We start from the raw sequence: 13,416 nt of genomic DNA, 5'->3' as shown, positions 1-13,416 counted from the left end.
GGATGCGGTGCCGACCCCACACCGGGTCGGCACCGCATCCGTCGGTCAGGTGTGGATGAGCTCGCGCCAGTTGACGGGAACGCGGCCGGCGGGTCCGGGGGAGGGCTGGTCCTGAGGCCTGCTGGTCGGTGCCGCGAGCTCCGGCCCGTCGAGGACCGTCTCGTCGGTGTAGTCCCAGTACCAGTCCTCGCCCGGCTCGAAGCTCTGGATGAGCGGGTGGCCGGTCTCCCGGAAGTGCGCCGTCGCATGCTGACCGGGGGAGGTGTCGCAGCATCCCACGTGCCCGCACGCCGCGCAGCGGCGCAGATGCACCCAGAAGCCGTCCTGTCGGTCGCACTCGACGCATCCGGTGCCGGACGGTGCGACGTTCACATCGATGTCGGTGCTCATCTCTCTCCTCGGTAGACCGATCCTCAGTAGGCCAGCGCGCGGTGGACGGACGCCACCGCGCTCGATCCCTCGCCGACCGCCGCGGCGACGCGCTTCATCGATCCCCTGCGCACATCGCCGGCCGCGAACACGCGCGGCGCCGACGTCTCGAAGGGGAGCGGTTCGCGACCCAGGCCCTGCCACTGCGCGAGGGTCTGCACGGCGACGTCGGTGCCGGTGCGGATGAAGCCCTCGGGGTCACGGTCGAGCGCCGGCAGCCAGGAGGTGGCCGGCGTCGCGCCGATGAAGCAGAACAGGCCGCGGGCGTCGACGTCGCCCACGGTGTCGATCCTCACCGATTCGAGCGTGTCGTCGCCGTCGAGTCCGACGACGTTCGACGAGGTGTGCACGCGCACCCGCGGCTCGTCGGCGAGCCGGTCGGCGAGGTAGCTCGACATCCGGGTGCCCAGCTGCTCCCCGCGGACGACGAGGTGCACGGGGGATCCGTGGGCCGACAGGTAGAGCGCCGCCTGGCCGGCGGAGTTCGCGCCGCCGACGACCACGACGGGCTTGCCCTGCACCTGACGCAGCTCGAGCGGCGTCGCGGCGTAATAGACGCCGGAGCGCTCGAAGTCCTGCCAGCGGTCGAGGTCGAGGCGGCGGTACGCGGCACCCGACGTGACGATCACACTGCGCGCGCGGATGAGGCGACCGTCCGAGAGGGCGACGTCGAGCAGGTCGGGGGCGATCCGCGTCAAGCCCGTCGCCTCGCACGGCGCGTACACGCGCACGCCGAACTTCAGCGCCTGCAGGATCGCCTGCCCGATCAGATCGCCGCCGCTCACGCCGAACGGGAAGCCCAGGAAGTTCTCGATCCGCGAGGTCGCGGCGGCCTGACCGCCCGGCGCGACGGCGTCGAGCAGCACGGTGCTGAGCCCCTCCGAGGCACCGTAGATGGCGGCCGCGAGACCGGCCGGGCCTCCGCCGACGACGACGAGGTCGACGATCTCGTCGGCCTGCGCCTGATAGCTCAGCCCGAGCTGCTCGGCCACGAGACCGGGGGTGGCGCGCAGCAGCGGCTCGCCCTGGATGAACGCGACCGGCAGATCGTCGACCGTGATCTCGTGGGTGTCGAGGGTCCCGAGATCCCCGGGAGGCAGCGCCACGGCCTTGTGCACGAGATCGAGGCGCTCGGCGAAACGGCGCAGCGCCAGGAAGTCGTTCGAGGAGCCCGTGCCGACGAACTTCAGTGTCATGGCCGCGGGGCCCGTGCGCAGCGACTCGCGCCTCGCCCACAGCGCGTGCAGGATCAGGTCGCACAGCTCGTCGTCCTCGTTCATGAGGGCGCGCAGCTGCGCTCGCGTCACACGGTGGACGCGGCCCGGCTTCGTCACCCGAGCGGACAGGAACGCGCCCTGACCGTTGAGCAGACCGAGCTCCCCGGCGAAGGTGCGCGGACCCATCGTCGTGATGACGACCTCGCCGACCCAGCGCAGCGCGTCGCGGACGACCTCGACCTCCCCCGACTCGATGACGATCAGGTCGTACCCCGACTCCCCGGTGCGGAACACGTAATCGCCGACCGCGACGTCCTCCGGGGTGCCGGCGGCCACCAGGCGGTCCCACTGCTCGTCGCTCAGCGTCGGCGACATCACAGCATCCATCTCCACGGCGTCGACCTGCTCCTCCGCTGCTCCCACCTGGTCTCCCTCCGGGCGTATCGGATGCCAGTCTCGCCCGTGGCGGCGGTTCTGTCCATGGATGATCCGTGGGTCGCGCCGGCAGCGCCCGAGCGAGCTTCCGCCCCGGCGATCCAGGGCCTCGACGGGCGGTAGTCTTGACGGGTGGCTGCCTCCCCCACCAACCCCTATTCCGAAGCCGGCGTCGACACCGCTGCCGGTGATCTCGCGGTCGAACTCATGAAGTCGTCGGTCCGTGCGACGCACGGGCCGGAAGTGCTCGGCGGCGTCGGCGGATTCGCCGGCCTGTTCGACGCGAGCGCCCTGCGCGACTTCCGTCGTCCGCTGCTCGCGACCAGCACCGACGGCGTCGGCACGAAGGTCGCGATCGCGCAGGCGATCGACAAGCACGACACGATCGGCCAGGACCTGGTCGGCATGGTCGTCGACGACATCGTCGTCATGGGAGCGAAGCCGCTCTTCATGACCGACTACATCGCCTGCGGCAAGGTCTTTCCCGAGCGCATCGCCGACATCGTCCGCGGCATCGCCGAGGCCTGCGCCGCGACCGGCACCGCTCTCGTCGGCGGCGAGACCGCCGAGCATCCCGGCCTCCTCGGTCCGCGCGACTATGACGTGGCGGGGGCCGCGACGGGTGTCGTCGAGGCCGACCGCATCCTCGGCGCCGAGCGCGTGCAGGACGGTGACGTCGTGCTCGCGATCGCCTCGAGCGGTCTGCACTCCAACGGCTACTCGCTGGTGCGCCACATCGTCACGAACGCCGGCATCGGCTACGGCGACAACGCCGCCGACTTCGGCACGACATGGGGCGAGGCCCTGCTCGAGCCCACCCGCCTGTACACGTCTCCGCTGCTGCGTCTCATCGACCGGCTCGGTTCCTCGACGAGCTCGGGCGTGCACGCTCTCAGCCACGTGACCGGCGGCGGCATCGCGGCGAACCTCGCACGTGTCCTTCCGCAGGGCAGCTGGGCGGAGGTCGACCGCAGCACGTGGTCGCCGAGCCCCGTCTTTCGCGTGCTGAGCGACATCGCCGGATCGACGCTGGAGTCGGCGGAGGGCACCTGGAATCTCGGGATCGGATTCCTCGCGGTCGTCGCGGCGGACGAGAAGGATGCCGCGATCGCGGCGCTCGACGCAGAGGGCCTCCCCGCGTGGCAGGTCGGCACGGTCGGCTTCGGGCAGCGCCCGAGCGGCGAATTCGAACAGGGCGCCAAGGGCGTCGACGGCGGAGCGGTGCGCCTGGTCGGCGCCTACGCGGACGGAGCGAAGTAACCACCCATGTGCGGCATCGTCGGAATGGTCGGGACGGCCCCGGTCAATCAGGACATCTACGACGCTCTCCTCCTGCTGCAGCACCGCGGCCAGGATGCGACGGGCATCGCCACCGCCGAGGCGAACGGCGTCATGCACAACGCGAAGGCGCAGGGCATGGTGCGCGAGGCGTTCCGCACCCGCGACATGCGCGGACTGCTCGGCAACGTCGGCCTCGGGCACGTGCGCTACGCCACCAAGGGCACGGCCTCGAGCGAGGAGGAGATGCAGCCGTTCTACGTGAACGCGCCCTACGGCATCATCCTCATCCACAACGGCAACCTCACCAACACGCGTGAGCTCACCGCCGACATGGCGAAGCGCGACCGCCGCCACCTGAACTCGTCGAGCGACACCGAGCTGCTGCTCAACGTGCTGGCGGGCGAGCTGCAGAACACCACCTCGACCGTCGACCTCGACCCGGAGCGCGTGTTCGAGGCCGTCGCCCGCACGCACGAGCGCATCGAGGGCGCGTACGCGGTCATCGCGGTGATCGCCGGATACGGTCTGCTCGCGTTCCGCGACCCGTTCGGCATCCGGCCCCTCATCCTCGGGCGTCGCCCGTCGACCGTCGCCGGCGCAGAGGGCAAGGACGAGTGGGTCGTCGCGAGCGAGTCGCTCGTGCTCGAGAACGGCGACTACGACATCGTGCGCGAGGTCGAGCCCGGCGAGGCCGTGTTCATCACGAACGACGGCGAGCTGCACACCAAGCAGTGCGCGACCGACGCGACGCTCGCGCCGTGCGCGTTCGAGTACGTCTACCTCGCTCGCCCCGACTCCGTCATGAACGGCATCTCGGTGTACGAGTCCCGCCTGCGCATGGGCGACCGTCTCGCTGACACGATCGCCAAGCACGTGCCGATGGACAAGATCGACGTCGTCATGCCGATCCCCGACTCCGCGCGGCCTGCGGCCATGGAGGTCGCCCGCAAGCTCGGGATCGAGTACCGCGAGGGGTTCTACAAGAACCGCTACGTCGGCCGGACGTTCATCATGCCCGGTCAGGCGGTGCGCAAGAAGAGCGTGCGGCAGAAGCTCAACGCCATGTCGACGGAGTTCCAGGGCAAGAACGTGCTGCTGATCGACGACTCGATCGTGCGCGGCACGACCTCGAAGCAGATCATCCAGATGGCTCGGGATGCCGGCGCCACCTCGGTCACGTTCGCCTCCGCGGCGCCGCCCGTGCGGCACCCGCACGTGTACGGCATCAACATGCCCTCGCGGCACGAGCTCATCGCGCACGGCCGCACGATCCCCGAGATCGCGGAGGAGCTGGGCTGCGACCACCTCGTGTACCAGGAGGTCGTCGACCTCAAGGCCGCGATCACCGAGGGATCGGTGCTGACCGACCTCGACATGAGCTGCTTCGACGGCCGCTACGTGACCGGCACGGTCTCCGACGAGTACCTCGCGTGGGTGGAGGGGTCGCAGACCTCGTGACGGCGGGGTCCCTGCCCGTCGACGGGCACAGGAACCGCTCATGAGCAGTCAGCCGCTGTGGCGGGGGCGGGCCCTCGCGCTGATCGGCATCGTGCTGGTCGCATTCTCGCTGCGCTCCGCCGTGGCATCCCTCTCGCCGGTCATCGATCACATCGCTGAGGACTTCCCTGTCTCGCCCGTCGTGGTCGGACTCATCGGCGCCGCGCCTCCGGTGTGCTTCGCCGTCTTCGGGCTCGTGACCCCGCTCGTCGAGCGGCGGTTCGGGCTCGAGCGCGTCGCGGTCGCTGCGCTGGCGCTCATGTCGCTCGGTCTGCTGCTGCGCGGTTTCGCCGCGGACTCGACGAGCCTGCTCGCCGCCACCGTCGTCGTGTTCGCGGGGGTCGGTGCGGGCAACGTGCTGCTGCCGCCGCTGGTCAAGAAGTACTTCGCCGACCGACTCGGCGTGATGATGACCCTCTATTCGACGACGCTGTCGATCTCGACGTTCGTGCCGCCGCTCGTGGCCGTCCCGCTCGCGGACTCCCTGGGCTGGCGGGTCTCGCTGGGTCTGTGGGGCCTGTTCTCGGTGCTCGCACTGCTGCCCTGGATCGCCGTGCTGATCGGCGATCGACGACGCCCTGCCGCTCCGGCCGTCCCCGCGCCTCCGCTGCCCGACCACGAGCCCGTCGACGAGCGCCTCGACGCGGCCGTCGTCGGCACCGGCCCGATCACGACGGTGCCCGCGAACCCCCGGGTGTTCGGGCGGCTGTGGCGTCTTCCCCTCGCGTGGGCACTCGCCCTCGTGTTCGGCACGTCGTCGACCGTGGCGTACGTCGCGTTCGCCTGGCTGCCGACCCTGCTCGTCGACATCGCCGGGGTCACCCCCGCATCGGGCGGCTTCCTGCTGTCGCTGTTCGCGCTCGCCGGTCTGCCGTGCGGACTGCTCGTGCCCGTGCTCGTCGTGCGGTTCCAGGCGACGCGGCCGCTGTACCTGTTCGCAGTGGCGGCGGGCATCGCGGGCCTTCTCGGACTGCTGTTCGCGCCGACCGCCGCCCCCGCGCTCTGGGTGCTGATCTACGGTCTCACGGCCATCCTGTTCCCGCTCAGCCTCGTGCTGCTCAGCATCCGCGCACGCACTCCCGAGAGCGCCGTCGCACTCAGCGGGTTCGTGCAGAGCATCGGCTACGCCATCGCGGCGGTGTTCCCGCTGCTCATCGGCCTGCTGCATGAGACCACCGGCGGCTGGACGGTGCCGATCCTCGTCGTGATCGCCGTGCTCGTGCTGTCGATACCGGCCGGTCTCGTCGCCGGACGGCGCCGCACGATCGAAGAGGACTGGGAACGCCGCTACGGCCGGTGGTGAGTGATCGCCGGCCGTGCAGGTGCGCGCTGACCGCGCGCGGACACTGCAGCGCGCCCGGACACGACGAAACCCCCGTGCGGTGCACGGGGGAGACGACGAGAAAAGAGGGCGGTCAGGCCTTCTCTAGTTCGTCCTCGTCTTCGTCGGCGTACTCGTCAGCCCACTTGTCGACGTACTCGTCTTCCGAGTCGCTCGGGTGACCGAGCTCTCGTTCGAGCGCCGAGTAGTTGACGGACGGACTGAATGACTTCAGTTCGCGGGCGATTTTGGTGTGCTTCGCCTTCTGACGGCCACGGCCCATGCCAGAGACCCCCTCACGAGTTGAGCTGCGGGCTAGCTGGGGCCCGATGCATTCACGACACCGGCTCGAGGCCGGTAAGAGTAGCATTCAGAATAGCACGCGGGTAGACCGCACTGCCTGATAGCAGGGCTGGCGAAGGGAGCGATCTCGATGACCGACAACACCTCTTCTCCCTCGGACGAGGCCGTTCAGAACGCGACGCTGCAGAAGGCGGTGATCGTCGGCATCCAGCCGGGGCAGAGCCCTCGTGTGATTCAGGAGGCATCGCGTTTCGCGCGCCTCCTGCGGGTGCCGCTCGTCGTCGTGCACGTCGACGTCACGCGCTTCGTGACCTACGAGGATCCGGACGGCTACGTGCACTCGGCGCCGATCGACATCAACTTCGACGCGGGCACCGCGGAGTTCGAGGCCGTGCAGGCCGAGGCCGCGCAGGCCCTCGAAGGAACGGGCCTGACCTGGACCGCACGCCAGCTGGTCGGCGACCCGGCACTCGCGATCAAAGCTCTCGCGAACAGGCTCGACGCCCAGCTGATCGTGGTGGGCACGCGCAAGCGCGGCATCGGAGAGTCGATCCGGGAGTTCTTCACCGGATCGGTGGCCGCGCGTCTCGCGCACCGGCAGCACCGGCCTGTGCTCGTCGTGCCGCTGGAGGAGCCGGTACCCGACTCGCAGCCCGAGATCTGGACGGAGTAGCGCGTCGACCCCCGCGGAGGATTCCGTGGGGGTCGACGCGTCGGGCGAATCAGCGCGACAGCGCGGCGAGGGCCGTCGTGATGCCGCGGGCCGCGGCATCCAGTCCGTCCTCCAGGTCCGAGACGACGGAGGCCGGGAGCATGCCGCCCCTCGCGACGTGCGTGCGGAGGTCGGTGCGGATGCGGGCGCGGAACGCGTTGATCACGGCATCCGCCCGGTGGAGCTCCTCGCGGCTGACGATGCGCTCGTCATCACCCGGCGTGCGCGGGCGGGACTTGGATGCTGCGCGGTCGTCCTTCTCGGCGGTGGCGAAGTCGGCCCTCAGGCTCTTCATCGCCTCCTTGACGCTCTGGCGCACCTCGTTCGCGATCAGGCGCACCGAATCGGTGAGCCCGGCCTCGATGCCCGCGAGGTCGCCCTCACGGGAGGACAGCTCGGCGCGTCCGGCATCGGTGATCGCGTAGATCGTTGTGCGGCCGTCGACGGTCTTCGAGACGAGGCCCTCCTCCTCGAGCTTCGCGAGTCGCGGGTAGATGGTGCCGGCGCTCGGCGTGTACGTGCCGCCGGTGCGGTCGGTGAGCGCCTGGATGATGCCGTACCCGTGCTGCGGGGATTCCGCGAGCAGCGACAGCAGGTACAGGCGCAGGTCCCCGTGGGAGAAGACGGCGGGACTCATGCCTCTTCCTCCCATTCGGCGTCGTTCTCGATCGATGCGGGCGTGCGGCGCAGCACCGTCACGCCGCCCGAGACGGAGTTGGCGCGCAGGTCGACGAATCGTCCGGCGAGCTCGCCCGTGGAGCCGGTGTAGTTGTTGATGCCGGAGGACCCGCGCTCGACGCCGTCGATGAGGAGCCGCCCGCTCAGAGAGCGGATCACGTAGTTCGCGGCCAGCGACTCGTCGAGCCGCACGGTGGTGCCGCCCGAGACCGAATTGATGGTGATGGTGTTGACGTCGCCGGCGGCATCGACGAGGGTCGATCCCGAGACGATGTCGACGGTCGCCTTGCGCACGGTGCCGGTGACGGCGACGTCGCCCGAGACGCTGTTCGCGGTGATGGAGCCGGTCAGTCCTCGCACCTGCACGTCGCCCGACACCGAGTTCACGGTGAGGTCGCCGATGAGCGTGTCGACGATGATGTCTCCTGACACGGTGTTCAGCCGGGCGTCGTTGCGGATGCCGGAGACGAGGGCGCCGGCGCTCACGACGCCCAGGGTGAGGGCGATCGCGCGGGGGACGGCGATGCTGACCTCGGCCTTGGGACCGCCGGAGCCGAAGTTCCGGAACACCTCGAGGAAGTTGTCCCATCCCAGCTGCGGGTGGTCGATCTCGACCTCGCCGTCGTGGGATTCGATGCGGAGATCCTTGGTGGTGACGCCGTGCACCTCGATCCGGATGCCGGGTTCGTCGTGGGCGATCACGTCGACCTGCCCGCCGACCAGACCGACCTTCAGCCGGCTGACGTTCTCGATGTCGATGACGCGTTCCTCGCCCGGGGCGATGAGCCACTTCTCGGTCATGTCTGCTTCTCCTGTGTTGAGACGGATCACGATATATCGTGTTGTGACAGCGTAACACGATATATCTCGATCATGTCAAGGTCCTCCTCTGATCGCTCCCTTGACCTTGACGCGACGTCAACTTCTACGGTGGAGACATCGAAAGACCCGAGGAGGAGACATGAGCGGACGGGAGTGGTCCATCCAGGAGATCGCACGCCTCGCCGGTACGACCAGCAGGACGCTGCGTCACTACGACGACATCGGGCTGCTGGCGCCGACCCGCATCGCGCCCAACGGATACCGCCACTACGACGAGTCAGCACTCGTGCGCCTGCAGCGGGTCCTGCTGCTGCGGGAGCTGGGGCTGGGGCTGCCGCAGATCGCCGACGTGCTCGACGCCGGTTCATGCAGGACGACGGAGGCCTCCGCCCTGGAGACCCACCTCGCGGTGCTGCGCGAGGAGCAGGACAGGCTGGGGCGGCAGATCGCGTCGGTCGAGAAGACCATCACCGCACTGAGAGGAGGTGAACAACTCATGGCAGAGGACATGTTCGACGGCTTCGACCACACCCGGTATAAGGACGAGGTCGAGAAGCGCTGGGGCAGTCGGGCCTACGCCGACGGCGACCGCTGGTGGCGCGGGATGACCGAGGCCGAGCGCGCCGACTGGCAGCAGCGCGTGTCCGACCTCGGGCGCGACTGGGTCGCCGCCGCCGAGAGCGGCAGCGACCCGGCATCCGCAGAAGCGCAGCAGCTCGCCCGCCGTCACGTCGACTGGCTCACCGGTGTGCCAGGCACCCCGGCGTCGGCGCCGGGCGGAGACGTCAAGGCGTACGTGATCGGTCTCGGCGAGATGTACGTGGCCGACCCGCGCTTCGGTGCGAACTACGCGACATCGTCGGGCGGGACCCACGGGGCGGAGTTCGTCCGCGACGCGCTTCGCGTGTATGCGGAGGCGAACCTCTAACGACCCCGCCGACACACCCCCTTGGGTGCGAGCCACCCCCTTGCGGCTCCTATCCAAAGGGGTGTTTCGCGCGCAAGGGGGTGGCTCGGCAGAGGGGGTCCGGGCGTAGTGTCGTGCCATGGCCCCCCGTCGGAAGCGCACGAACGCGGCTCCGCTGTTCGTCGCGGCCGCCGTCGCATATGCCGCGAACGCCGCGCTGGGCACCGCCGTCGCGACGAAGACGATCGACACGAGCGGGTACCGCTGGCTCCACCACGCGCTCTACATCGCCACGTTCGCCGCGACCGGAGCCGCGGTCAGCGCCGCGTTCTGGGCGCGGCCGAGGATGGCGAGTCGCCGGGCCGCGGCATCCCTCGTCCCCGCCGTCGTGCCCCTCGCGGCGATCCCGTATCTCGGCACGCACACGCGTCGGCATCCGCTGGTCGCGCTCGCCGCGGCCCCCTTCCTCGTCGCGGGCCTGGTGTGCTCGCGCATCCCCTCCGACCGGAAGTGAACGCATGGAACTGCTCGATGTCATCCGCCGCCGCAAGACCACGAACGGGCCGTTCCTGCCCGACCCCGTGTCGGAGGAGCATCAGCGCATCCTGTTGGAGGCGGCGGGCCGTGCGCCCTCGCAGCTGAACAGCCAGCCCTGGCGGTTCGTGGTGATCGAGAACCGCGAGACGATCGACAGGATCGCGCAGATCTCGGGCGAGAGCATGACGGAGGCGATGTCGAACGGCACGTTCTTCGAGCGCTACAAGCCGTACTTCCGCTTCAGCCAGGCGGAGATGGAGGAGAAGCGCAGCGGGATGCTGTTCGACAAGCTGCCCGCGGCCCTGCGGCCGTTCACGAGTCAGGTGTTCACGAAGCGCGGGCAGAAGCTCATGAACACGTTCGGCGTGCCGAAGACGCTCGGGGAGGAGAATCACAAGCTCGTCGCCGGGTCGCCGCTGCTCCTCGGGGTCATGCTCGACCGCAGCGAGTACCGGCCCGGACAGCTGTCGTCGTTCTACTCGGTCTTCAGCATGGGCGCCGCGATGGAGAACGTGTGGCTCACGACGGTGGAGCTCGGCATGGGGATCCAGTTCATCTCGTTCCCCATGGAGGTGCCGGGCAAGTGGGAGGAGATCATCGACCTCCTGCACGTACCCGACGACCTCGAGCTCATGGCCGTGTACCGGCTCGGGTATCTGCCCCCTGACCAGCGTCGTCCCGCGATCGACTGGTCGAGCCATCAGCGCAAGCTCGTGTCGCAGTACGTGTTCCGCGAGACCTGCGAGCAGCCCCAGCAGGGGTGGGATGCGCCGCCGGCCGACGCCGCCCGCGACTGACGGGCTCAGTCCTTCGGGGTGCGGGGCAGCTTCTTCAGATCGCTGAGCGCCGGTCCCTCGATGCGCGTCCCGTCGGCGGTGAAGCGGGAGGCGTGCAGCGGGCAGTCCCAGCTGCACTCCGCGTCGTTCCAGTCGAGGACGCCGCCGAGGTGCGGGCACACGGCGTCGACGGCTCTGGTGACGCCGTCGACGGTCGAGATGCCGACCGGGAGCCCTCCGCGGTTCGCCACGACGCCCTCGCCCTCGGCGGGCTGAGGCACGGGCACGGGGGTCTTCTCGGCATCCACCCACCCCTTGGTGGCGGCGGCCGCGACCTTCACGCCCTCGACGGCGCCGCGGGCGAGGTCGGCGGGCACGGTCAGACGGGTGCCGATCTTCACCATCCACCCCGGACGATCGTGCCAGCTCGCGCCGAGGATCTCCGTGGTGAGTCGCAGCGCCGCGGCTGGCGCGTTCGACAGTCCCCACTTGGCGTAGCCGGTCGCGAAACGGATGCGGCCGAGACCCCGCGGCATCGCGCCGACGAACGGGATCTGGTTGTGTGACTCGTAGTCCTGCGCCGACCAGCGATGCGTCTCCTCCGCGCCGGGGAAGTACTTCTGCGTCCACTCGACGAGCTCGTCGACCGCGGCGCGCTCGCCGTCGGACCGCCCGACCGGGTGCCCGTTGCCGCCGACGACCAGCTGCGCCGCGGAGGCGGGGCCGTCGGACGCGGACACGGGGCGGATGGACCGCGTCGGCTGGTCGGTCGAGATGAACGTGGAGTCGGGGATGCCGCCGGGTACCCGGAACGACACGCAGTACGACCGGAACGCCCGCATCTTCGAGAAGTACAGACCGCGGTCGAGGATCGGATACCCGGTCGCGATGACGATGTGCGGGGCGAACAGGGGACCGGCGGTCGTCTCGACCCGCGGGTCGGGAAGCGCGTGCGTCGCCGTCACCCGCACGCCGGTGTGCAGCGTGCCGCCGGCGGAGAGGAGCTCCGACGCCAGCGCCTCGGTCACCCGCATGGGGTCGATCGTGACCTGGTCGTCGAGGGCGACGGCTCCCGCCGCCGGGAAGTCGACGTTCAGCTCGCCTCGTGTGAGCATGCGTGTCGGGAGTCCCGCCTCCTGGGCGGCGGCATGCTGCGCGCGCACCGATTCGAGTCCGTCTGCCGATTGCGCGTAGGTGTGATCGATGCGTCGTTCGTACGGCACTCCGGCGTGGTCGGCGAACGCGGTGAGCCAGTCCATGCCCGCGCGGTTGCCGTCGACGTAGGCCTGCAGCAGCGTCGCCGAGTGGTGGCGGCTGATCTCGGCGAGCCGCTGCGCCTGCAGCAACGACAGCTTGCCGGTGTTGCCGCCGGACGCGAGCTCGCCGACCGATCCCGACTCCAGCACCGCGACGTCGAGTCCCGCTCTGGTCAGCATCACGGCGGTCGAGAGGCCGGTGAGACCGGCGCCGACGACGATGACGTCGTGTCGTGCTCCGGGGTCGAAGGGGGTGCCTGTGGGCGGGGTGCGGTCGAGCTTCCACAGCGGCTTCATGGCACCAGTGTTCGCCTCGCATCGTCCGGCTGCACAGCGGGTTGACATTCCGCGGTGGTCCTGCGACGGTCCGACCCTGAGGCGGCCGAGGCCGGGGCTAGAGTTGCCGGGTGACTCCCCGCCGCGTGCTCCTCGTCTTCCTCGGGGGCACCGCGGGCACGGCGGCCCGTCTCGCGGTGGGCCTGTGGGTGCCGGATGCCGGCGGCATCCCCCTGGCAACCTTCGCCGTGAACATCGTCGGCGCGTTCCTCATCGGGCTCCTCGCGGCCCGGATGCCGCAGACCACCGGCCTGCGCGTGCTGCTCGGCACCGGGGTGCTGGGCGGATTCACGACCTACAGCGCCTTCATGACCGGCACGGTGGAGCTGTGGGCCGCCGCGCCCGCCCTCGCCGCGGCGTATGCGGTCGGGAGCCTGGTTCTCGGACTCGCCGCCGCCGCGCTGGGGCTGCGCCTCGGCCGGCCGAACGACTCCGCAGCCGGGGCGGGGGCTGCGTCGTGAGCGCGTTGCTGTTCGTGGGGGCGGCGCTCGCCGGGGGAGCGGGCGCGGTGCTCCGGTACGTCCTCGACCTCGCCGTGGGATCGATCGCGGGTCGGCGGTTCCCGTGGGGCATCCTCGTGGTGAACCTCACCGGTTCGTTCGCCCTCGGCGTCGTGACCACCGCGCTGCCCGACGCAGCCTTCCTCGTCGGCGCCGGTCTGCTCGGCGGGTACACGACCTTCAGCACGGCCATGCTCGACGCCGTCGCGCTGTGGCGGGACGGCGAGCGCGCGGCATCCCTCTTCGACGCTGTCGGGATGCTGGTGCTCGGCCTCGCGGCCGCAGCGGCCGGGCTGCTGCTCGGCTCACAGCTCTGACACCTCTTGCGCGCCACGCGAGTGCCGGGCTACTCTCTTGCTAATCGTTTAACTGCTAAACGTTTAACACAGACCTGCACCCGTCGAAGGAG

General features: G+C 70.0%; 15 protein-coding genes. 9 read left to right on the top strand and 6 right to left on the bottom strand.

Translation table 11 applies throughout. The features are described from left to right. Positions 1 to 45: 45 nt before the first annotated feature. Positions 46 to 390 (bottom strand): UBP-type zinc finger domain-containing protein, encoded by a 345-nt coding sequence (locus tag RAC69_RS15305; protein ID WP_375087578.1) that lies wholly within the window; start codon positions 388 to 390, stop codon positions 46 to 48. Between the two features lie 23 nt (positions 391 to 413). Then, positions 414 to 2,069, bottom strand: a complete 1,656-nt coding sequence (locus RAC69_RS15300; RefSeq protein ID WP_375087577.1) for an FAD-dependent oxidoreductase — start codon at positions 2,067 to 2,069, stop codon at positions 414 to 416. A gap of 144 nt (positions 2,070 to 2,213) precedes the next feature. On the opposite strand from RAC69_RS15300, the gene purM reads away from it, so the two are divergent. From purM to RAC69_RS15285, 3 genes are read left to right on the top strand one after another with little or no spacing between them, the layout of a single operon-like run. Further along, a complete protein-coding gene (gene purM, locus RAC69_RS15295) occupies positions 2,214 to 3,341 on the top strand; it encodes a phosphoribosylformylglycinamidine cyclo-ligase (protein WP_341935725.1) in 1,128 nt (375 codons plus the stop codon). Positions 3,342 to 3,347: 6 nt separating this feature from the next. Continuing rightward, a complete protein-coding gene (gene purF, locus RAC69_RS15290; protein ID WP_375087576.1) occupies positions 3,348 to 4,820 on the top strand; it encodes an amidophosphoribosyltransferase in 1,473 nt (490 codons plus the stop codon). A 40-nt stretch (positions 4,821 to 4,860) separates the two neighbouring features. Beyond that, positions 4,861 to 6,162, top strand: a complete 1,302-nt coding sequence (locus RAC69_RS15285) for an MFS transporter (RefSeq protein WP_375087575.1) — start codon at positions 4,861 to 4,863, stop codon at positions 6,160 to 6,162. Between the two features lie 112 nt (positions 6,163 to 6,274). Here the strand turns inward: RAC69_RS15285 and RAC69_RS15280 are convergent, their stop codons facing one another. After that, positions 6,275 to 6,463 carry a DUF3073 domain-containing protein gene (locus RAC69_RS15280; RefSeq protein ID WP_096716204.1) on the bottom strand — a complete coding sequence of 63 codons (189 nt, stop codon included), beginning with the start codon at positions 6,461 to 6,463 and terminating at the stop codon, positions 6,275 to 6,277. Positions 6,464 to 6,613: 150 nt separating this feature from the next. Between RAC69_RS15280 and RAC69_RS15275 the strand changes: the two genes are divergently transcribed. Continuing rightward, a complete protein-coding gene (locus RAC69_RS15275; protein ID WP_375087574.1) occupies positions 6,614 to 7,156 on the top strand; it encodes a universal stress protein in 543 nt (180 codons plus the stop codon). Between the two features lie 49 nt (positions 7,157 to 7,205). On the opposite strand, the gene RAC69_RS15270 is transcribed toward RAC69_RS15275, so the two are convergent. Continuing rightward, positions 7,206 to 7,832 carry a PadR family transcriptional regulator gene (locus RAC69_RS15270; RefSeq protein ID WP_375087573.1) on the bottom strand — a complete coding sequence of 209 codons (627 nt, stop codon included), beginning with the start codon at positions 7,830 to 7,832 and terminating at the stop codon, positions 7,206 to 7,208. Next, positions 7,829 to 8,674 (bottom strand): DUF4097 family beta strand repeat-containing protein, encoded by an 846-nt coding sequence (locus RAC69_RS15265; RefSeq protein WP_375087572.1) that lies wholly within the window; start codon positions 8,672 to 8,674, stop codon positions 7,829 to 7,831. The genes RAC69_RS15270 and RAC69_RS15265 overlap by 4 nt, the downstream gene beginning before the upstream one ends. Positions 8,675 to 8,834: 160 nt before the next feature. Here RAC69_RS15265 and RAC69_RS15260 point away from each other — a divergent pair, with 160 nt between their 5' ends. The 3 genes from RAC69_RS15260 (at position 8,835) to RAC69_RS15250 (ending at position 10,936) form a co-directional block, all read left to right on the top strand. Further along, positions 8,835 to 9,623 carry a MerR family transcriptional regulator gene (locus tag RAC69_RS15260; RefSeq protein WP_375087571.1) on the top strand — a complete coding sequence of 263 codons (789 nt, stop codon included), beginning with the start codon at positions 8,835 to 8,837 and terminating at the stop codon, positions 9,621 to 9,623. Positions 9,624 to 9,741: 118 nt separating this feature from the next. Next, complete coding sequence (locus RAC69_RS15255; protein WP_375087570.1) at positions 9,742 to 10,116, top strand: hypothetical protein; 375 nt, start codon at positions 9,742 to 9,744, stop codon at positions 10,114 to 10,116. Positions 10,117 to 10,120: 4 nt separating this feature from the next. Further along, positions 10,121 to 10,936: a nitroreductase family protein gene (locus RAC69_RS15250; protein WP_341935712.1), complete on the top strand. Its 816-nt coding sequence runs from the start codon at positions 10,121 to 10,123 to the stop codon at positions 10,934 to 10,936. A 5-nt stretch (positions 10,937 to 10,941) separates the two neighbouring features. On the opposite strand, the gene RAC69_RS15245 is transcribed toward RAC69_RS15250, so the two are convergent. Beyond that, complete coding sequence (locus tag RAC69_RS15245) at positions 10,942 to 12,468, bottom strand: FAD-dependent oxidoreductase (protein ID WP_375087569.1); 1,527 nt, start codon at positions 12,466 to 12,468, stop codon at positions 10,942 to 10,944. Positions 12,469 to 12,578: 110 nt separating this feature from the next. Between RAC69_RS15245 and RAC69_RS15240 the strand changes: the two genes are divergently transcribed. Together RAC69_RS15240 and RAC69_RS15235 are read left to right on the top strand one after the other, a co-directional pair. Beyond that, positions 12,579 to 12,968 (top strand): fluoride efflux transporter FluC, encoded by a 390-nt coding sequence (locus RAC69_RS15240; protein WP_375087568.1) that lies wholly within the window; start codon positions 12,579 to 12,581, stop codon positions 12,966 to 12,968. Beyond that, positions 12,965 to 13,324 carry a fluoride efflux transporter FluC gene (locus tag RAC69_RS15235; protein ID WP_375087567.1) on the top strand — a complete coding sequence of 120 codons (360 nt, stop codon included), beginning with the start codon at positions 12,965 to 12,967 and terminating at the stop codon, positions 13,322 to 13,324. Before RAC69_RS15240 ends, RAC69_RS15235 begins: the two co-directional genes overlap by 4 nt. Positions 13,325 to 13,416 lie beyond the last annotated feature (92 nt).

It is taken from the genome of Microbacterium sp. LS_15, from assembly GCF_041954735.1.
In the GTDB taxonomy this organism is placed as follows: Bacteria; Actinomycetota; Actinomycetes; order Actinomycetales; family Microbacteriaceae; genus Microbacterium.
The sequence above is the reverse complement of the archived record's forward strand: the minus strand, read 5'-3'. Positions and strand labels throughout refer to the sequence as shown.

Bases quoted from the DNA above. Each gene is read 5' to 3' on its own strand.
- RAC69_RS15255 (WP_375087570.1), top strand. From the start codon at position 9,742: ATGGCCCCCCGTCGGAAGCGCACGAACGCGGCTCCGCTGTTCGTCGCG.
- RAC69_RS15250 (WP_341935712.1), top strand. From the start codon at position 10,121: ATGGAACTGCTCGATGTCATCCGCCGCCGCAAGACCACGAACGGGCCG.
- purF (WP_375087576.1), top strand. From the start codon at position 3,348: ATGTGCGGCATCGTCGGAATGGTCGGGACGGCCCCGGTCAATCAGGAC.
- RAC69_RS15305 (WP_375087578.1), bottom strand. From the start codon at position 390: ATGAGCACCGACATCGATGTGAACGTCGCACCGTCCGGCACCGGATGC.
- RAC69_RS15270 (WP_375087573.1), bottom strand. From the start codon at position 7,832: ATGAGTCCCGCCGTCTTCTCCCACGGGGACCTGCGCCTGTACCTGCTG.
- RAC69_RS15275 (WP_375087574.1), top strand. From the start codon at position 6,614: ATGACCGACAACACCTCTTCTCCCTCGGACGAGGCCGTTCAGAACGCG.
- RAC69_RS15245 (WP_375087569.1), bottom strand. From the start codon at position 12,468: ATGAAGCCGCTGTGGAAGCTCGACCGCACCCCGCCCACAGGCACCCCC.
- RAC69_RS15280 (WP_096716204.1), bottom strand. From the start codon at position 6,463: ATGGGCCGTGGCCGTCAGAAGGCGAAGCACACCAAAATCGCCCGCGAA.
- RAC69_RS15285 (WP_375087575.1), top strand. From the start codon at position 4,861: ATGAGCAGTCAGCCGCTGTGGCGGGGGCGGGCCCTCGCGCTGATCGGC.
- RAC69_RS15265 (WP_375087572.1), bottom strand. From the start codon at position 8,674: ATGACCGAGAAGTGGCTCATCGCCCCGGGCGAGGAACGCGTCATCGAC.
- RAC69_RS15260 (WP_375087571.1), top strand. From the start codon at position 8,835: ATGAGCGGACGGGAGTGGTCCATCCAGGAGATCGCACGCCTCGCCGGT.